The sequence below is a fragment of the Lyngbya sp. CCY1209 genome (assembly GCF_035615495.1).
Lineage (GTDB): Bacteria > Cyanobacteriota > Cyanobacteriia > Cyanobacteriales > Microcoleaceae > Limnospira.
The window spans coordinates 1-19,004 of the sequence record NZ_JAJENU010000142.1 but is presented as its reverse complement, the minus strand read 5'-3'; the positions used below and the strand labels follow the sequence as shown (position 1 = coordinate 19,004).

Sequence of the window (19,004 nt, the reverse complement as noted above, 5' to 3'; positions counted from 1 at the left end):
AAACGGCTTTTCTATAAGGGTTTGAAAATTTCTGACCCCATTTCAACTGTAACCACGTGAGCGCTCGTTGCTATATCTCTAGAAACCGGGTTTCTCTTTAGATCTCGGTGGGGAACCCAAAACCCTTCTAGAAACCCGGTTTCTTCTGTCTCTAAAAATTATTCAATTGTAATCGATTGAGGGCCGCCGCCGTTATTATCACGATCGCTCGGATAAGTCGAGGTCGTCCCGGCTTCCTGATCCAGCCAGGTTTTCACCGGATCGTCCGACAAATTGAGCCGCAGCACGCTGGAGACAAACCCCCCCAAAAATGCGATCGGCTCTTTCGTAAATTCATTAAAAATGGGTGTCAGTTCGTCCATAAACTTGAGAATCTCCTCCGGGGGATTGCAACACTTCAAATTTTAGCGCGACTCGGGGAGAGGGTGGGAGTCGGGAGTCGGGAGTCGGGAGTCGGGAAGTCAATTGATAACCCTCAATTGTCAATTATCAATTAATAGTAATCGTCCTGATAGTAGCCGTCGTTGGAGTTGCCGAAATATTTGTAATAGTCATCGTCGTCTTTGCGGACGGCGGCCGAACCCGTCTGCACCCATTTCGGCTGGTGGGGTTTGGCTTCGATCGTACCCTCGTGGCTGTCGAGGTCGGGGAGTTCCGGGAACTCTTCCACGGGCAGATCTTCAGTGACTCGTCTCATGAACTGACGCCAGTTGAAGGCGGCGGTGCTGCTGGCGCCCCAGGTGGGATCGTTGTTGTCGTTGCCCAGCCACACCCCCGTCACCAGTTGAGGGATGTAGCCGACGAACCAGAGATCCCGGGCTTCTTCCGAAGTTCCCGTTTTACCCGCGACGGTGCGATCGCTCAAATAAGCCGCCGTCCCGGTCCCCCCTTCCACCACGCCTTCGAGCATCCAGGTGGTGATGGCCGCACTATCGCGATCGAGGGCTTGCTTGCCGGGAAACTTGGCGTCGTAGATCACCTCTCCCTGGGGGTTCAGAACCCGGCGGATGCCGTGGGCCGGGATATATTTCCCTTCCGCGGCCAGGGTCCCGTAGGCGTTGGTCAGTTCCAATAACGTGACTTCGTAGGCGCCCAACGCCAGGGAGTAGGTGGGTTTGAGTTCCGACTGGATGCCCATGTCCTGGGCGAGTTTGATGGTGGGGTCGAAGCCGACATCGATCAACACCTTGACCGCCACCACATTGACGGAACTGCTGAGGGCGGTGATCATCGATCGCCAACCCCGATAACTGTTGCCGTAGTTTTGGGGGCGATACCCATCCACCCGGTAGGGTTCGTCCTTGTAGCTGTCGTAGGGGGAAAATCCGGCCCCGATCGCCGCGGCGTAAACCAACCCCTTGAACGTCGATCCGGGCTGGCGGTGGGCTTGGGTGACGCGGTTGAACTCGCTCTCGCCGTAGTCGGCGCCCCCCACCATCGCCTTCACCTCCCCGGTTTTCGGCTCCATCGCCACCAAAGCCGCCTGGTCAAATCCGGCCGATCGCCCGTCGATTTCCACCGCTTCTTGCACCACCTCTTCGGCGATTTCCTGCCACTCCAAATTCAAACTCGTCTCGACGATCAGCCCCCCCAACTCCAACGCATCCGACGAGACATATTTGGGCAATTCCTTCTGGACAAAGCTAGTGAAATAGGGCGCCTGCACCTGCAAGCGTTTGGGGGAACTGGGGTTAATTTCCAAGGGCTGTTCGACGAGGAGATCGGCGCGATCGGCCGAAATGATGCCCGTTTCCTGCATCCGGCGCAACACCACATTACGGCGATCGCGGGCCGCCTCCGAATCCACCAGGGGGGAATACTGGCTCGGCGCCGGGGGCAACCCGGCCAACATCGCCATCTCCGAGAGGGTCAGTTGTCCGACGGGTTTGCTGAAGTACACCCAGGCCGCATCCGCCACCCCGTAGGCGCCAGACCCCAGATACACCAAATTCAAATAGCGCTCCAGGATCTCTTCCTTGCTCAGGGTTTTCTCAATTTTTCGAGCCAGCAGCGCCTCCCTGAGTTTGCGGGTGAGGGTGCGCTCCTGATCCAAAAACACGATCCGGGCCAACTGTTGGGTGATGGTGCTGCCCCCCTCGACCACGCCTCCGGCCATCAGATTAGCCGCGATCGCCCGCCCGATGCCCTGGTAGTCGATGCCCTTGTGGTCGTAAAACCGCCGGTCTTCCACGGCGATGAAAGCTTCGGCCAGGCGATCGGGAATTTCCTCCAGCGTCACCTTATCCCGCGTCGCCGGCCCCGTCTGCATCAAGATCGTGCCGTCGGCGGCTTTAATCGTAACGGTTCCCTCCCGGTTGTAGGCCGCCAGGTCAGAAATTTCCGGCAGACTCTGTTCGAGGCGGTAAAACTGCCACCCCCCCCAGGCGATCGCACCCCCCCCGAGGGCCGCGACTCCCACGGCCACCCAAAACCGGGGGCGGCGCTTCCCCAGCCACCGGCCCAATTGCCTGTACCGGTGGGCGGTGCCCGATGGCGGTGCAGGTGAGGCCTCGACGGCGGGCGATTCTTCCGAGTCGAGGGGTGGGGGAGATTCGGGACTCTCATCCACGGGGACGGGAGTGAGGGATTCGGGACTCTCTATGGAGTCGTCGGTGGTTTTCTGGGGAAATTCGGTCACGGTTGGCTCCCGACGTGAATTTGGAACGCATCCCGACAATCGGGGCGTTTGGCGCATCTAGGCGGCATGACCCAAAGCCAACCCGACAACCAACATACCGAGTACGAGGAAGGGTTGGGCGCTTGCCTGATATTTAACATCATTTTCCAAAGGATTGCGGAGGAAGTACATATCCTGGAAAGTAATTTGGGGGATGACCAGCAGCAGTAGGATGGTCGCATACAGGTTTTGTTGGATGGTCAGCAGGTAGACGGCGACCCCGGCTTGGAAAATGTCGATCATCAGCACGCAAATCCAGGCGGCGGTTCCGACCCCGAACATGACCGGTAGGGAGTTTAACCCCAATTTCCGATCGCCCTCCACGCTCTTGAAGTCGTTGACCACAGCGATGCCCAACCCGGCCAAACTGTAAAACAGGGTCAAAATGACAATGGTGGGCGTCAGTTCGCCGAATAAAGCGTGTCCGGCCCACCAGGGCAGGGCGATGTAGCTGGCGCCGAGGGCGTAGTTCCCCAGCCAGCCATTTTTCTTGAGTTTGAGGGGCGGGGCCGAATAGATGTAGGAGACGAAGGCGCCGCCGACGCACAAAACCGTCACCACCGGAAACTCGTGTCCGGCCCACAGGTCGAGGAGGTAGGACAGGCCGATGCCAGCCCCCAACAGGACGAGGATCTGCGTCACCACCTGGGGGACGGAGATGGCGCCGGAGGGGATGGGGCGGTAGGGTTCGTTGATGGCGTCGAGATCGCGATCGTAAAAGTCGTTGAGGGTTTGGGTGTAACCCGCCATCAGGGGTCCGGACATGAGCATACAGGCGGCGGCCTTGAGGATGTCTTCGGGGGTCCAGGTGTAGCCCCCCGAGGAAGCCGCGCCGCACACCACGCCCCAAATTAGGGGAATCCAGGTGATGGGCTTCATCAGTTGGAGGCGAATTTTCCAGATGGATGTTTCGCCCGTCGCCGCGCCTTTCATGCCCAGGAGTTGGCGGGTTTTCGACCCCTGCGGTTCGGGTTTCGGCTCGGCGGTATCCGCCGGGGGAGTTTGGGGGGATGGAGAATCAGTCATGGTATTTTATCGATGATTGGGATTATAAAGAAACGATCAGATAGTTGTTTTGGAATTTGGCGCCGGTGACGGGTTTGCCGCTCAGGGAAGGGGGCAACAGGATGTTGCGTCGCTGATCTCCCGCTTCGATGGTGAGTTCGGGGCCGTATTGGGTGAGTTTGATCTGTTTTTTGTCGAATCCCGGCAAAAAGAGGCTGACCTGGCGGCGATCGACATCCACGGTGATGGAGCGGGGGGCCGCCGTGGCTTGGCGGAAATCGGGGAGGGCCTCCATCAGGGGCATCCAATCCCCCGATCGCTCCGGTATCGTGGAAATGGATAGGGGAGAAAAGCCGTCCGCGATCGCATCCCCGGCACTTCCCCGGTTGAGGAGCGCCCCCCCGACGGTCAGCCCCACCTGTTGGGCACTGCCCCAGAAATATTTTGCCGTGGCGATCGCAGCTTCGTCTGCGGTAGTGACGAGGTAAGCCGCGACCCGGGTGGGGTCGGAAACGGCCGCTTTCCCCTCATCCAACATATTGTTCACCTTTTCGGTGGGTTGGGCGAAGTTGTCCCCAGAAATGTCCACGCTCAACACCGCGCTGGCGATGGGTTGAACGAAGGGGGACAGGGTTTTGCCCAAATCCGAATCCAGAAAAACTTGGCGAAACCGCCGGATGTACCAACTGAGGATTTCCGGCATCCCCAACATCCGCAGGGTTTCGAGTCCGGCGTTGCCGTCGTAAACGATCGCATCGTATTCCCCGCCGCCGTCGTATTCCCGCAGGGCATTCAGGGCCAGGGCACCGTCCATTCCCGGCAAAATGCCGAGTTCCTGGCCGTAGACGTTTTTAAAAAAGGGCGTCCGCAAATATTCGGCCTCCAACCTCTTGAGTTCCTCCCAACTGCTTTCAAGTTGGGGCGCCGCTTTGAGTTGGACAGCTTTCAGGTTGGGTTCGATCTCCGTGGGAGTCGTACTCCAGGGGGTTCCCAACAACAGAGCAGGAGCCGGCCCCGAATCCAGGGTGGCGAGCAACACCCGCTTGCCTTCGGCCGCGAGTCGTTTCGCCGCGGCGATCGCGATCGTCGTCCGACCTGTACCGCCCTTACCTAAAAATGTCAGAATCAGAGCCATCAATATCTTTCCTATCTCGATCGCTTACAAATATCGGGTTGACTTGCGGAGTATTTGAGTTTTGACTGATCGTAGCGGCCTTTTCCGGTTCTGGCAGACTCGGGCGGGGAAACGCCAGTCGCAGATACCCGCACCGAGTTCACATCCCGCCGAGCTCGGGGACTAGGCGGATTCTAGTTCATCTTCAAAGAACCAGGTTGACAAGCTATTTTCGAGTTGGACGACGAAGCCGATGCCGCTGCCATCCACCATTTTGAAGCCCTTCACCGTTCCGAAGGGATTTTGTTTGAGCTCATTGACGATGTTGCCCGGTATCCGATCTCTGATCCGGCAGACCTTGACTCGTTGACCGATTTCGATTGCCACTTCCAGTGTTCTCCTTGGGTATTAACCAATCCACAGTTTATCAGCCCGGGGCATCCGTCACCAGAATTAGGGAGTCGGGAGTCGGGAGTCGGTATTAGGGAATCGGGAATTTTAGATTTTAGATTTTAGATTTTAGATTCTTCCCATCTTTGCGCCGCCTCCTCCGCCTCCCGCCCCAGTTGTCTTAACGTCCCGAGAGTGTCTAAGCTAGACATCGGACGCCGTGTCGGTTTTTAGTGCAAGAGACGCTCATGGACATTTTGGAATTTTTCGAGTTGAGTGCGGGGAAGTGGTTTTCCCAGCGCACGGTTCACAATCTCACTTCGGGGGCACTCGAAGCGGGTAAATCAAATTTGACGATCGCCTTACTCGGGCCCGAAGATGGAACCCTGGCCCAACTGTGCGATCGCCACGGGGTCGCCCCGGCGACGGCCGGGACAGGGTGGCACCTGACCTGGGACGGGACGGTGGACTCGAATACGGACAAGCAGGTGGGTGAGGCGGTGTTGGTGCCGGTGGCCGATCGCGATCGGCCCCGAGAAGGTCGGATGTTGCAGCAGGGGGGCAAAAATCCCCAATCTCTGGCCGGACGCTATTCGATGGGAGACGACGACGTTTTGACGGTGTGGATGGAGTCGGAGACATTTACCGCCGAGGAACGACTCTGGTATCTGATGCCCAATTTGCGCCTGCGGACCAGCGTGGTGAAGTATTCCGACGGGATGACGGTGGCTTCTTTTTGTTCGGAAATCCGCATGATATCGAAGTGAGGGGGGATGGGGCGGAGGGGCGGAGGGGAATTTTAGATTTTAGATTTTAGATTTTAGATTCTTGCCATCTCTACTCCTCCGCTTCCCGACTCCCGACTCCCGACTCCCGACTCCCTTTCTACAAATGGTGGCGTGGGGCGACGATCGCGATCGTCGCCGCCCGTTCAATTTTCGGTCTTCGCTCCTCGGGAAAATTGACCTTTACACCCTACACCCTACACCCTACACCCTACACCCGATCGAGAGAGTCTGTCGGGTCAATAACAGGATCGGATATTATTCCACCCGGCCGAAATCTTGGATCTGAAAAATATGGGTTTTTCCCTCCCGCAATTTGTGAGTGATCACCCGGCGCTGTTGGGAATTCAGGAAATAATGATTGTTGTAAACGATCGCTTGAGAGATCTTGCTCTCGATCGTAAACACATAGTTTTCCGGCGTGATTCCAATTCCCGTAATTGACACCTTTTCATCGGCTCCAAAACAGGTTTTTCCTTCCACCGTCAAATTGATGTCGAACTCGGCCTTTCCAAATCCGTAAAGATTATCCCAAGTTTCTTGAAAGCGCCAAACCGTATCAGAAAGCCAATCAGCCCGGAGGTGGACGGCGGCGGATTCCAGAAAATTCCCCCCGGCATCGAAGGTCATGCACAGCCCTTCCCAGTGGCCCATGAAACATTGGAACGGCTTTAACTGAGCGGAGTCACTAATATTATTCATCCGGATACTTGCGGAGTGTCAACAGATTTGTTATCCCAGAAGGGCAACACCTGAGTCCAACCCATTGTATAGCAGTAAGTTATCAGCTTTCAGCAATCAGCGGATGTCAAATTCCCGCCGAGAGGTGCGCTTCGCGGATAGGTGCGCTTCGCGGAGCAGGGTTTGAGGAGTTCGGTTCGGTCTGAACCGACTCTCGTAATGCTATATAGTAACAGCCAAGATGGTTCGGACATCACTCAATGCCAAGATCTCCCAATCATGGGCGATCGACCCGTGCTGATGGCTGAAAACTGAGAGCTAATAGCTCTATCAGTTGCGATCGCCGCGATCGCCCGATATCGCGACCCCGGAACCCGTGCCGAAGGGCCGCTCCCATGGGTATCGACGGTTCTCAGAACCCGATGATTGCGGTTTCAAATCTATGGAAAAAACCAGATGAAAGCCCGTCAGGTATTGAAGCTCTATGCCAAAGGTCGGAGGGATTTCCAGGGGCAGAATCTCCGGGGTCAATCCTTCAAAAATCAAAACCTGTCGGGCGCCGATTTTAGCTACGCCGACATCCGGGGGGCGAACTTCCGGGGCGCCGTCCTCAAAAATACCAAATTTCGCGGGGCCAAGGCGGGGCTGCACCGGGTCGGGGCGACGGTGTGGGTGACGCTGCTGTGGCTGCTGTCGGTGGTCGCGGGACTGGGGTGGGTACTGGCCGGTTACGGCCTGCTGCTGGTATTCAACCTGTCGAGTGCGGAAGATACCCTCGTCCTCTGGATCGCCCTGATTTCGGGGGCTGCGTTTCTAGCCCTAGCTTTACGGCGGGGGATCGGCGCGAGTCTGAAGGCCGTGGGGACGGCTCTGGCGGTGGCGGGCCTGGGGGTGACGGTGGGGGCGATCGCGGGACTGGCCGGGGTGGCGACGGTGGCCGGGGCCTTCGCCGTGGCCGGGGCCTTCGTGGGATTTACGGGGGCGCTGGCTTTCGTCCTGGCGGTGGCCTTCGCCGTGGCGACGACGGTGGCGCGATCGGTGGCGGTGACGTTTTCCCTGGCCCGGGTGGCCGCCGTGGCGATGATTTCCGGCGCCATCGCCCTCTACATTTCCGGACCCTTGGCATTGGTGGCGATCGCGATCGCCTCGGGCCTGACCCTGTTATTCGATGCGATCGGCCGTCGCGCCGTCCGGGGCGACCCCCAACATATCCGAATTCGCAATACCGCCACCCTCCTGGCCGCGACGGGGGGGACCTGTTTCCGAGGCGCCAATTTGACCGATGCCGATTTTACGAACGCCGTGCTTCAGGACGTGGACCTGCAGTGGGCGATTTTGACCCGCACCTGCTGGCTGAAAACCAAAGGCCTGGACTCCGTGCGCCCGGGGACTTCCTATTTGGCCGATCCCCGCATCCGATCGCTCGTCAGGACGGGTCGGGGGGCGGGGGAAAGCTTCGACGGGGCCGACCTGCGGGGGGTGAACCTACAGGGGGCAAACCTTCTCGGCGCCAGTTTCATCGGGACGGACTTGAATTTGGCCGACCTGCGGGGGGCGAATCTCCTCGGCGCCAAGTTGGTGAGAACCCGGTTGGACCGGGCCGACCTGGGCGGGGCGATTTTGACCGGGGCCTACGTCGAGGACTGGGGCATCACCCTGAAAACCCAACTGCGGGAGGTGCGCTGCGACTATATTTTCATGCGGTTTCCCGGCGAGGACAGTCCCGATCGCAACCCCCGACGTCAGCCCCCTGACTGGAACCAAAATTTTGAAGCGGGGGAATTTGTTGGGTTCATCTTCGCCCAATTGCGCGATCGCTGGTATCAAAACCTCTATCACTCCCTGCTGCAAAAAGCTAACCTTCGAGGCGAAGTCCCGGCCCCCCCGCCCGCCGACACCATCGACCTCGACCACCAAGCCGAAGCGATCGCCGCCCTCGAACGCATCATCGAGGCGGTGGAACCGTCCCACCCCATGACCTGCACTTCGGAACAGATGCAATTGGCCGCGGCGGTGATCCGAGAGTTGGAAACCGATCCCCAAAACCCGGATCGGATCGAATCCCTGCGGGCGATCGACCCCGACCGCCTCCTGGACGTCCTTGATCGCCCCGTCGCCATTTTTATCGTGACGGCGATCCGCCACTGGCAGTCCCCCCCGGTCAGTTCGCAGGGGGGCGGGAGTCGCGAGTCGGGCGTCGGGCATCGAGATGCATTAGAATAATCTACAAAAATAACGTCAATTTTGGGACAAGCTGCCGTGACACAAGAGAGAGCAGCATCACGAAAACAGTATCGCAGTCGGGCTGCCCGTGAGCACCCGGCCCTCACCGACCGTTACTATGGGGTGTTGGGCTTGCACCCCTCCGCGTCGCCCATCGAAATTCGGCGGGCTTACCGGACTCTGAGCAAGCGCTACCACCCCGATACGACGGAGCTATCGGAAGCGATCGCCAAGGCTAAATTTCAACTGTTGAACGAAGCCTACGGAACCCTGAGCAATCCGGAACGCCGTCAGGCCTACGATCGCACCATCGGTTACTCCCGTCACAATGTTATTCAAGTCCCCGCTGACTTGAACCGTCCCCGCCACCCGCACCGGGATCGGCACAGCCGCGCCGCCTACCTCGACCCCACCGACCGCCCCCTCTCGGCGGGCGAATTGTTCGCCGTGTTGATGATGGCGGGGAGTTTGCTGCTGTGCTTGGCTTTGGCCGTCGCCGTCGCCGGGATGCGGTCGGACGTGGCGATCGCACCCATTCAACCCCCGCAGGTGCACCTGATCTCGAGTTCGGATCATTAGCGATCGGCCAGATTTCTGGTTAGTGAATGATAGAAATCGTTTTGATCAAAACGATTTTTCCGGACTTGATGGGACGCGATCGCTTCCCCGTCGGGATAATTTCCCCCAATTTTGAAACGCCGTTCAATTTTGAAATACCATTCATTCTCGATTAATAATGATGACCCGAACTGACCCCAGCACCCCCCTCTACAACCACCCGCTCCCGGAAATCGAAGACTGGCTCCGCGACCTCGGCGGACACCAGGACAGCAAAGAGCGCCACTACTGGCAGGTGGAGCGGCCGACCTGGAAAGCCGACCTGTGGCTGGATATCGACCAAATCACGGTCTGCTACATCGGCGCCGGTGCCGACGGCCAGGACATCCAGCGGGCGTTCAAATATTCCCTCAGCCGCCGAGACATCGAAGAAGCCGTTTTCTCCGGACCCTAGATCAAGTCAAAAGTCAAAAGTCAAAAGTCAAAAATGCCCGATTCCCGGCTCCCGACTGGGCCGAAGTGGCGATCGCGCTTCGGGTCGGAGCAGAGGGCGCGATCAAATAGGGGAGATCATTAACAACCAACAATTATTAATTGTTAATTATTAATTATTAATTGTTAATTATTCCCGGCTTCCGACTTTGCCGAAGCGGCGTTCGCGCTTTTGGTAGGAGGACAGGGCGCGGTAGAATTCGGTGCGATCGAAGTCCGGCCACAGGGTATCGGTGACGTAGATTTCGGCGTAGGCCATCTGCCACAATAAGAAGTTGCTGATCCGGAGTTCCCCGCTGGTGCGGATCAGCAAATCGGGATGGCAGATCCCCGCCGTGTAGAGGTGTTTTTCAAACAGCGATTCGTCGATCGCCTCCGGTTCGATTTCCCCCCGCAGGACTTGGGCGGCGATCGTCCGGCAGGCCCGAATAATTTCTTCCCGCCCCCCGTAATTGGTCGCCACGGTGAACCAGATCCCCCGGTTGTCGCGGGTTTCCTCCATCGACAGGGCGATCTTTTCCTGCAAAGAAGCCGGGAGCGCCTGCAAATTGCCCACGAAGCGAATTCTGACCTCCTCCTCCATCATTTCCCGGAGTTCCCGCATCAGCACCCGCTCGAACAGCGCCATCAAAAACTCCACCTCCTCTAGGGGCCGGCCCCAGTTTTCCGTCGAAAAGGCGTAGGCCGTGAGCGCTTCCACGCCCCAGTCCCGGCAGTAGCGGAGTAAGGCTTTGAGCGCATCGACGCCCCGGCGATGGCCCATCGTCCGCGGCAGTCCCCGCCGTTTAGCCCATCGGCCGTTGCCGTCCATGATGACGGCGACGTGGCGGGGGAGTCGGTTTCGGTCCAGGTCGGTTGGCAACTCATGTACAACCCTTGGCTTTGCACTCATTTTTTTTCTCGCGAAGCTGATGAACGAAGACGGAACACCTGGGATATAAATGCCCATCCCTTCAATCCTATCTGGCGTTTGAGAGAGCCGATCGAAATTGGGGTGGCGGTTCTTTCTTCTGCCGAGGGAAACGAACGGGCTTCCAATAATTCCTTCAGTTTACTGCTCGTCAGGGGTCGGTTCAGGGTTCCTTTCTCGGCCAGGGAAATCGAACCCGTCTCTTCCGAAACCACGATGCACAGGCATTTGGCGACCCGTTCTGTTATTCCCATTGCGGCCCGGTGTCGGGTGCCCAACTGCCGCGACGCCATGCGTTCGGACAGGGGAAGAATCACCCCGGCGGCCGCCACCCGGGAGGCCCGAATTAAAACAGCCCCGTCGTGGAGGAGGGTTTTGGGTTGAAAGATCGTCTGCAGGAGTTCCCGCGTCACTTCCGCATTCAACCGGACGCCGGGGACGGAAAAATCCCGCTCGTCGATGGGACTGCCGGTTTCGATCACGATCAGGGCACCGATGCGGTTTTGGGAGAGTTCTTTGACGGCCTCCACGATCTGATCGATCACGCCGTCGGGTTCGGGGATCACTTTGCGGCCGCGGCCGAACAGTTGCAGCACCTCCCCCCGCCCCAACTGTTCGAGAAATTGCCGGAATTCCGACTGGAGCATCACGGCCATCGCCACGGCGGACCCCGTTACCAGACTGTTCAGGGCGATATAAAGCAGCCTCAGATTCGCCCAATTGCTGATCGCCGTTGCGAGCATGAGGATGATGAAACCCCGAACCATCCAGAGGGTGCGGCGTTCTCCTATGATCACGAGGACGATATAGGCGACGGCAAAGACCAGTCCGATATCGATGCTGTTAACCAACCAGGACTGAATCCAGGCGGGGTCTTGACTTTGACCCGAACTCATTGAATCGTGATGAGGTTGAGAGTGCTAGGGGGGGACGATCGCATCCTGGGGGACGGGCGATCGCCATCGGCCGCAAGGGGAACGGAACTCGATGTCCGGCCCGCGATCGACATTACGGGGAATCCGGGCGCAATTGGTTCGGCAGCCGATCCTGCCGGATCAAGTCTGAATAGGTCTCCCGCTCCAGAATGATATGGCTCTCGCCATCCCCGACGAGGACGGCGGAGGGGCGGGGGAGTCGGTTGTAGTTGGAGGCCATGCTGTAATTGTAGGCGCCCGTGCCCATCACCACCAAGATATCACCCACCCGACAATTCGCGGGGAGGCGGGCATCTTTGACCACGATATCCCCGGATTCGCAGTGTTTCCCCGCCACGGTGACGGTTTCGGCCAGGGGGTCGGCCATCCGGTTGGCCACCACCACCCGGTAGACGGATTGATAGGTGATGGGGCGGGGGTTGTCGGACATCCCCCCATCCACGGAAATGTAGGTTCGCAAGTCGGGGATCTCCTTGCGGGGGCCGACAGTGTAGGCCGTGACGCAGGCCGGGCCGACGATGGAGCGCCCGGGTTCGCACAGGAGTTTGGGCAGGGGGAGATTTTTGCCCCGGCAGGCGTCGGCGAGGGATTTGGCGATCGCACTCACCCAGGCTTCGATGCTGGGGGGATCGTCGGCTTCGGTGTACCGGATGCCCAAACCGCCCCCGACGTTGACTTCGGTGATGTTCAGGCCGTACTGGCTGGCTTTCCCGACGGTTTCCGCCAGCACCGCGGCGAGATCTTGGTGGGGTTGGAGTTCAAAAATTTGGGAGCCGATATGGGCGTGGATGCCGTTGCCCGACAGGGAGGGTTGGCCGGCCAGGAAGGAAAACACCTCGTCGAGTTGGTTGGGGTCGAACCCGAATTTGCTGTCCAGGTGGCCGGTGCGGATGTATTCGTGGGTGTGGCATTCGATGCCGGGGGTGAACCGCACCATCACCGGGATCGGGGCTTTCGGCGAGCGTTCGGAACTGAGTTCAACCAGGTTGTTGAGGTCGAGCCAGTTGTCGGCGACGACGGTGCAGCCGTTTTCGATCGCCAATTGCAGCTCGGAACGGGATTTGTAGTTGCCGTGCAAATAGAGGCGATCGGGACTCACCCCGGCTTCTAGGGCGGTGTAGAGTTCGCCCCCGGAGACCACATCAATCCCCAGCCCCTCGGACGCGACCAGGGCGCACAGGGCGAGACAGTTCCAGGCTTTGGAGGCGTAGAGGACGAGGGATTCGCCGGGGTAGTATTTTTTCAAGGCGTCCCGGTACTGACGGCAGGCGGTGCGGACCGTGGTTTCGTCCAAAATGTAGAGGGGCGAGCCGAATTGGTCTACCAGTTGGGCGACGTCACACCCCCCGATTTCCAGGCGATTTTGGGAGTTGACCCGCGCCGTCAGGGGGAGGAGTTCTTGATTGGGCGATCGCTCCAGTTGGGGATCGGTCGGGTTGGGCAGGTACTGAAGTCCAGAATTTTCCACTTGTCGTCTCTATTGGGTTGCAACCACTGTACAATTCGAGGCAGTTCGCGCTGGGGGCGGGAGTTGGGAGTCGGGAGTCGGTATTAGGGAGTCGGTATTAGGGGAAGAAACGGGAGAGCAGGGCAGTCGCCGAACGGGGAAGAATCTAAAATCTAAAATCTAAAATCCCCGGACCCCTTCGATTCGCCCTTGCCGACCTCGAACCCGATCTGGGGCCGGGCGCGGCGGAGATTCCCGCTGCGGACAGCCGGATTCCGAAAGGTGTCGGGACTGCATCTGCGATCGTACCAAATTTCTGACCAGATGTTGATGCCGAATGGGGGGATCGTGACGGGTTTGGAACTGAAATTTTTGACCCCGGAATTGTTGGGGGAAGTGGCGGAACTCGATCACCTCTGTCTGGGGGGATTATGGACCCTGGAAGGCTATCGGCGAGAACTCGAGAGTCCCAACAGCGACATTTTAGTTTGGACCTCCCAACCGGGGGGAGAGACATTTGAGGGAATACCGTCCCCGCGAGTCGCGATTTCCGATCCGCCCCCCGTCGTGGGGATGGGTTGCCTGTGGGCGATTTTGGACGAAGCCCACATCACCCTGCTGGCAGTCCACCCCGATTATCGAAAATTGGGGCTGGGGAAAACCCTGCTGCGGGCGCTGTTGGAGTCGGCCCGACGGCGGGGGCTGGCCCGGGCGACCCTGGAAGTCCGCGCCTCCAACGCGATCGCGATCGCCCTCTACGAACGGTTCGGCTTCCAAGTCGCCGGCACCCGCCGGGGCTACTACGCCGACACCGGGGAAGATGCCCTGATTTTGTGGCTCGGGGGATTGCAATCGGCCGAATTTCGGGAATTTCTCCGCGATCGCTCCCGGGAGTCCGGCTCTCTCCCCTGAACCGGGCGGGCGATCGCCGATCCCGCAGTTCTCCAAAACGGTATGCTAGAATCCATCAGTAAATCAGACGCGATACCGTCGGGTATAGCGAATGTTCGGGTGGAAAGAGAGACAACCACGATACAGAATGAAAATTCGATTTCGAGTAGGTTATCTCTAATCAACCGAACGCCCCGGCAATTTCCGGCCCGAAATCGGGTGGCGGCGGGACACTCGCTCGAACCTTTCATTGGCGATTCCGGCGGAGAAGCCGGTGGGGATTGCCTCCATCCTATCTCCGACACCAATCCGGAAACCGCGAATGAACTGGGTAAAAGTGCCGATTTGAATGGGTTCATCGACCGCCGGGAAAGGGGTTTAAATGGAGATTGCCATCCTCGCAATCTTCGGGAGTCCGTTCAGTCACTCCCCCCCCAATTGGGATCTCTCAATTGCCGGGAATCAGACCGTCTGAACCGATCCACCGACCCCAGGAAAATTAAACATGAATCCAGCCAATTTTGAAAACTTTATCAACATTTAATTTTTCGGGAGTCCAAAGTATCACGCTAGAATTAGCATACGGGCATGATGCAGCAGGTGATGGGAATTAGCCATGTTTGAACGCTTCACAGAAAAAGCCATTAAGGTGATCATGTTGGCCCAGGAGGAAGCACGCCGCCTGGGACACAACTTCGTGGGTACCGAGCAGATCCTCCTGGGTCTGATCGGCGAGGGGACCGGCGTCGCCGCCAAAGTCCTCAAATCGATGGGGGTCAACCTCAAAGATGCCCGGATCGAGGTCGAAAAAATCATCGGCCGCGGCTCCGGGTTCGTTGCTGTCGAAATTCCGTTCACCCCTCGCGCCAAGCGGGTTCTGGAACTCTCGTTGGAAGAAGCCCGCCAACTCGGACACAATTATATCGGCACGGAGCACTTGCTCCTGGGCCTGATCCGGGAAGGGGAGGGCGTCGCCGCCCGGGTTCTGGAAAACCTGGGGGTTGACCTGACGAAGGTCCGCACCCAAGTGATCCGGATGCTGGGAGAAACGGCGGAAGTGACGGCCGGGGGCGGCGGCAGCCGCACCAAGACCCCGACCCTGGACGAGTTCGGTTCCAACCTGACCCAGATGGCCGCCGAAGGCAAGCTCGACCCCGTGGTTGGCAGGCAGAAGGAAATCGAGCGGGTGATCCAGATTCTCGGCCGGCGGACGAAAAACAACCCGGTGCTGATCGGGGAGCCAGGTGTGGGCAAGACGGCGATCGCGGAGGGATTGGCCCAGCGCATCGCCCAGAACGACGTGCCCGACATCCTGGAAGAAAAGCGGGTCGTCACCCTCGACATCGGCCTGTTGGTCGCCGGCACCAAGTACCGGGGCGAATTTGAGGAACGGCTCAAGAAGATCATGGACGAGATCCGCTCGGCGGGGAACGTCATCCTGGTCATCGACGAGGTGCACACCCTGATCGGGGCCGGAGCCGCCGAAGGGGCGATCGACGCGGCCAACATCCTGAAGCCGGCCTTGGCCCGGGGCGAACTCCAGTGCATCGGCGCCACCACCCTGGACGAATACCGCAAGCACATCGAGCGGGACGCGGCCCTGGAGCGCCGGTTCCAGCCCGTGATGGTGGGCGAACCCTCGGTGTCGGAAACCGTCGAGATCCTCTACGGGTTGCGGGAACGCTACGAGCAGCACCACAAGCTCAAAATTGTGGACGAGGCGTTGGAGGCCGCGGCGAAACTGTCCGATCGCTACATCAGCGATCGCTACCTCCCCGACAAGGCGATCGACCTGATCGACGAAGCTGGGTCCCGGGTGCGGCTGATCAACTCCCAACTGCCCCCCGCCGCCAAGGAACTGGATAAGGAACTGCGGCAGGTGCTCAAGGAGAAGGACGATGCCGTGCGCTCCCAGGACTTCGACCGGGCCGGGGAACTGCGCGATCGCGAAATGGAGATCAAATCCCAAATTCGCGCGATCGCCCAGAGCAAAAAATCCGAAACCCGCACCGACGAGGACGACTCCCCGATGGTGACGGAAGAGGACATCGCCCAAATCGTCGCCAGTTGGACCGGCATCCCGGTGAACAAGCTCACCGAGTCCGAGTCCGAAAAACTGCTGCACATGGAGGGCACCCTCCACCAGCGTCTGATCGGCCAGGAAGAGGCGGTGAAGGCCGTCTCCCGCGCCATCCGCCGCGCCCGGGTGGGACTCAAGAACCCCAACCGGCCGATCGCCAGCTTCATCTTCTCCGGCCCCACGGGCGTCGGTAAGACCGAGCTGACCAAATCCCTGGCGACCTACTTCTTTGGTTCGGAAGAGGCGATGATCCGCTTGGATATGTCCGAATTCATGGAGCGACACACCGTTTCCAAGCTGATCGGTTCCCCCCCCGGATACGTCGGCTACAACGAGGGCGGACAGCTCACCGAAGCGGTGCGGCGCCGGCCCTACACTGTGGTGCTGTTCGACGAAATCGAAAAGGCCCACCCCGATGTCTTCAATATGCTGTTGCAGATTTTGGAAGACGGGCGCCTGACGGATGCCAAGGGCCGCACGGTGGACTTCAAGAACACCCTGATCATCATGACCTCCAACATCGGGTCGAAGGTGATTGAAAAGGGCGGCGGCGGACTCGGGTTCGAGTTCGAGGAAAACCAAGCCGATGCCCAGTACAACCGCATCCGCAGCTTGGTGAACGAGGAACTGAAGCAATACTTCCGCCCGGAATTCCTCAACCGTCTCGACGAGATCATCGTCTTCCGCCAGCTCACCAAGGACGAGGTGAAGGAAATCGCGGTGATCATGCTCAACGAGGTGTTCGGCCGTCTCACCGAAAAGGGTATCACCCTGGAAGTGACCGATCGCTTCAAGGAGCGCCTGGTGGAAGAGGGCTACAACCCCAGCTACGGCGCCCGTCCCCTGCGTCGCGCGATCATGCGCCTGCTCGAAGATAGTCTGGCCGAGGAGATCCTCTCCGGACGCATCAAAGAGGGCGATACCGCGATCGTCGATGTGGACGAAGGCGGACAGGTGACGGTTTCTTCCGGCGAGAAGCGGGAACTGCTTCCCCAAGTCGCCGACTAATTGAAATTGGGAAGGGGCGGGAGGATTTCCTCCCCTTTCCGGGAGCAGAGATTTTTGAAGGATTCAGCGTTCGCTGGGTCCTTTACTTTTTGTGATTGGAAAAATTAACCACAGGGGCACCTCTCCCAATTCGGGGCGAGGGGAGCCAATCCGAAATGCTGAAGTGTGAATTAGCCATAATTTGGGACGGTCAATGATTCCGACTGCCGATCTTCGCCAAAAAGCGATCGCCCTGATCGGGCAACTCTCTCCCGAAAAATTAAGTGCCGTCGTCCAACTGTTGGAATGTTTGACGGAACCGCCGCAGCAAAATCCGACGAGTGCGGAAGAAATACAGTTGCTTGAGGTGATTCGCGATCGCCTGCCGGAAGATGAGTCGGTTCGTTTAAATACGTTGCGCGATCGGTGTGAATGCGGCAAACTCAGCGAAGCCGAACATCGGGAATTGATTCGTTATGAAGACTTATTAGAACAGCGACGAGTCAGGCGTCTGGAAGCGTTGATGGCGTTGGCGAAGATAACGAGAATCATTTAAGTTGTTAGGCTATATCTTCTTCAATGGCTTGATGGAATGCTACAAGATTCACATTCGGAACATTCCGCACATTCATATCCTTCACAGCCATAACAATCAGCACAATCCGAACAGTTTTGACTTTCATCGCAGGTATAACAGTCATCACATTCGGCACAATATTTTCCTTCACAAGCATCACAGTATGCACAGTCATTACAATCTGTTTCGACCATTAACATGATCGATATTTGATGAAAAAAATCCGTTGTCAATCCGGATGAAAATGCGATCGCCGGTCTTTGCCAACTTCCAAAAAACAAAAATAAAGATAAAAAAGAAATCACAATTAATCTATAAATCATGTAATTTCCTCATATATTTTAACTCAGAACATGATTACCAACCCAGCAGTTATTTGGTAGGGTGGGTTAGGTGCTGCGGTGATTTCGGGAAAATTCTCAAGATTGATAGAATTGCACCGTAACCCACCAGATCTTTGGTTTACATCAGCTTATTCCTTATGAGTGTCACCTAATGGCACGCCACCTAAAAAATTTCGTTCGTCTTTAACATCTACTGTGGCTTTAGTAGACATTTGAGTAGTTGTCAGTTGATTCATTTCTTGGAGTTCGCCAATTATGATGTTTCTGATGTCTGTGGTTGTTTCACTGTGAGGCAAAATCGCCTGTTCGACCGAAAACCATGTACTCCGTACTGCTCCACTCAGTTTAAAGAGAAGAATTTGTATCAACAAAAAAAAGACTATAATCCGGCCAAATTTTTGAATCAAAGGATGTTGAAGTAGATCTCCAAGTGTCTTGTTTTTAATGGCGTTTAAATTCATACCTAAACTCCTAGTGCCGTGCAAAATACCCCACATTTCGCATCACTATGGATGGCACTTTGGCTCGACTTTCAAACTCGACTGATAGCATCAGTATAAAGACTGACACACTACCAGTAGTGGTTTAGCTTTTGTAAATCACTCGTTCTAGACCCAGCCTTTGAAATGTAGGTTAGACTCTAAATTCCTCACACTCTGAGCGATCACTTACAATCCTGCGAGTAGCTTAAAAGCATAGCTAGAGCATGACTTCCAGGCTTGGTTAATGCCGATCGCCCATCAAATACTTCACAAAATCTAAAGTCAAGCATATTATCTGATATTTTTGAGCATCTTTGCTTATTTTTTACAAAAATTCTCTTATGGTTACATAAGTACGCATTTAGTAATCAATTATTACATTAAGTATCAGTCCCAATAAAAACGGTGTTTCCCAATCGACGATCA

The 19,004-nt window shown here is 57.3% G+C and carries 19 protein-coding genes; 7 read left to right on the top strand and 12 right to left on the bottom strand.

Annotated elements, in window-relative coordinates:
- Window positions 1–158: 158 nt before the first annotated feature.
- From LKE08_RS01615 to LKE08_RS01595, 5 genes are all read right to left on the bottom strand, one after another.
- Window positions 159–362 carry a hypothetical protein gene (locus LKE08_RS01615; RefSeq protein ID WP_324702442.1) on the bottom strand — a complete coding sequence of 68 codons (204 nt, stop codon included), beginning with the start codon at window positions 360–362 and terminating at the stop codon, window positions 159–161.
- A gap of 131 nt (window positions 363–493) precedes the next feature.
- Window positions 494–2,638, bottom strand: a complete 2,145-nt coding sequence (locus tag LKE08_RS01610) for a penicillin-binding protein 1A (RefSeq protein ID WP_324702441.1) — start codon at window positions 2,636–2,638, stop codon at window positions 494–496.
- 57 nt (window positions 2,639–2,695) lie between these two features.
- Window positions 2,696–3,703 (bottom strand): chlorophyll synthase ChlG, encoded by a 1,008-nt coding sequence (gene chlG, locus LKE08_RS01605; RefSeq protein WP_324702440.1) that lies wholly within the window; start codon window positions 3,701–3,703, stop codon window positions 2,696–2,698.
- 22 nt (window positions 3,704–3,725) lie between these two features.
- On the bottom strand, window positions 3,726–4,817 hold the full coding sequence (locus tag LKE08_RS01600; RefSeq protein ID WP_324702439.1) for an ArsA family ATPase: 1,092 nt from the start codon (window positions 4,815–4,817) through the stop codon (window positions 3,726–3,728).
- 162 nt (window positions 4,818–4,979) lie between these two features.
- A complete protein-coding gene (locus tag LKE08_RS01595; RefSeq protein WP_324702438.1) occupies window positions 4,980–5,183 on the bottom strand; it encodes a DUF2862 domain-containing protein in 204 nt (67 codons plus the stop codon).
- Window positions 5,184–5,434: 251 nt separating this feature from the next.
- Here LKE08_RS01595 and LKE08_RS01590 point away from each other — a divergent pair, with 251 nt between their 5' ends.
- Window positions 5,435–5,953, top strand: coding sequence for a phycobiliprotein lyase (locus LKE08_RS01590; RefSeq protein ID WP_324702437.1), 519 nt, complete (start codon window positions 5,435–5,437; stop codon window positions 5,951–5,953).
- 276 nt (window positions 5,954–6,229) lie between these two features.
- Here the strand turns inward: LKE08_RS01590 and LKE08_RS01585 are convergent, their stop codons facing one another.
- Entirely contained in the window at window positions 6,230–6,673 is a 444-nt protein-coding gene (locus LKE08_RS01585) for a hypothetical protein (RefSeq protein ID WP_324702436.1), read from the bottom strand.
- A gap of 435 nt (window positions 6,674–7,108) precedes the next feature.
- Between LKE08_RS01585 and LKE08_RS01580 the strand changes: the two genes are divergently transcribed.
- Window positions 7,109–8,875, top strand: coding sequence for a pentapeptide repeat-containing protein (locus LKE08_RS01580; protein ID WP_324702435.1), 1,767 nt, complete (start codon window positions 7,109–7,111; stop codon window positions 8,873–8,875).
- A gap of 36 nt (window positions 8,876–8,911) precedes the next feature.
- Window positions 8,912–9,454: a J domain-containing protein gene (locus LKE08_RS01575; RefSeq protein ID WP_324702434.1), complete on the top strand. Its 543-nt coding sequence runs from the start codon at window positions 8,912–8,914 to the stop codon at window positions 9,452–9,454.
- Window positions 9,455–9,473: 19 nt separating this feature from the next.
- Here LKE08_RS01575 and LKE08_RS01570 read toward each other — a convergent pair whose 3' ends face one another.
- Complete coding sequence (locus LKE08_RS01570) at window positions 9,474–9,599, bottom strand: hypothetical protein (protein WP_324702433.1); 126 nt, start codon at window positions 9,597–9,599, stop codon at window positions 9,474–9,476.
- A gap of 15 nt (window positions 9,600–9,614) precedes the next feature.
- Between LKE08_RS01570 and LKE08_RS01565 the strand changes: the two genes are divergently transcribed.
- Window positions 9,615–9,887 carry a DUF3143 domain-containing protein gene (locus LKE08_RS01565; RefSeq protein WP_324702443.1) on the top strand — a complete coding sequence of 91 codons (273 nt, stop codon included), beginning with the start codon at window positions 9,615–9,617 and terminating at the stop codon, window positions 9,885–9,887.
- A gap of 168 nt (window positions 9,888–10,055) precedes the next feature.
- Here LKE08_RS01565 and uppS read toward each other — a convergent pair whose 3' ends face one another.
- From uppS to lysA, 3 genes are all read right to left on the bottom strand, one after another.
- Window positions 10,056–10,817: a polyprenyl diphosphate synthase gene (gene uppS, locus LKE08_RS01560; protein ID WP_324702432.1), complete on the bottom strand. Its 762-nt coding sequence runs from the start codon at window positions 10,815–10,817 to the stop codon at window positions 10,056–10,058.
- On the bottom strand, window positions 10,814–11,731 hold the full coding sequence (cdaA, locus tag LKE08_RS01555; RefSeq protein ID WP_324702431.1) for a diadenylate cyclase CdaA: 918 nt from the start codon (window positions 11,729–11,731) through the stop codon (window positions 10,814–10,816). The genes uppS and cdaA overlap by 4 nt, the downstream gene beginning before the upstream one ends.
- Before the next feature lie 112 nt (window positions 11,732–11,843).
- Complete coding sequence (gene lysA / locus LKE08_RS01550; protein WP_324702430.1) at window positions 11,844–13,238, bottom strand: diaminopimelate decarboxylase; 1,395 nt, start codon at window positions 13,236–13,238, stop codon at window positions 11,844–11,846.
- 261 nt (window positions 13,239–13,499) lie between these two features.
- Between lysA and rimI the strand changes: the two genes are divergently transcribed.
- The 3 genes from rimI (at window position 13,500) to LKE08_RS01535 (ending at window position 17,731) form a co-directional block, all read left to right on the top strand.
- Window positions 13,500–14,129 (top strand): ribosomal protein S18-alanine N-acetyltransferase, encoded by a 630-nt coding sequence (gene rimI / locus LKE08_RS01545; RefSeq protein ID WP_324702429.1) that lies wholly within the window; start codon window positions 13,500–13,502, stop codon window positions 14,127–14,129.
- 595 nt (window positions 14,130–14,724) lie between these two features.
- Window positions 14,725–17,196 carry an ATP-dependent Clp protease ATP-binding subunit gene (locus LKE08_RS01540; protein WP_324702428.1) on the top strand — a complete coding sequence of 824 codons (2,472 nt, stop codon included), beginning with the start codon at window positions 14,725–14,727 and terminating at the stop codon, window positions 17,194–17,196.
- A gap of 193 nt (window positions 17,197–17,389) precedes the next feature.
- The gene (locus LKE08_RS01535) at window positions 17,390–17,731 is read left to right on the top strand and encodes a hypothetical protein (RefSeq protein WP_324702427.1); all 342 of its coding nucleotides are present in this window, start codon (window positions 17,390–17,392) and stop codon (window positions 17,729–17,731) included.
- Between the two features lie 4 nt (window positions 17,732–17,735).
- Here LKE08_RS01535 and LKE08_RS01530 read toward each other — a convergent pair whose 3' ends face one another.
- Together LKE08_RS01530 and LKE08_RS01525 are read right to left on the bottom strand one after the other, a co-directional pair.
- Window positions 17,736–17,927: a hypothetical protein gene (locus LKE08_RS01530; RefSeq protein WP_324702426.1), complete on the bottom strand. Its 192-nt coding sequence runs from the start codon at window positions 17,925–17,927 to the stop codon at window positions 17,736–17,738.
- 297 nt (window positions 17,928–18,224) lie between these two features.
- The gene (locus tag LKE08_RS01525) at window positions 18,225–18,557 is read right to left on the bottom strand and encodes a hypothetical protein (RefSeq protein WP_324702425.1); all 333 of its coding nucleotides are present in this window, start codon (window positions 18,555–18,557) and stop codon (window positions 18,225–18,227) included.
- Window positions 18,558–19,004 lie beyond the last annotated feature (447 nt).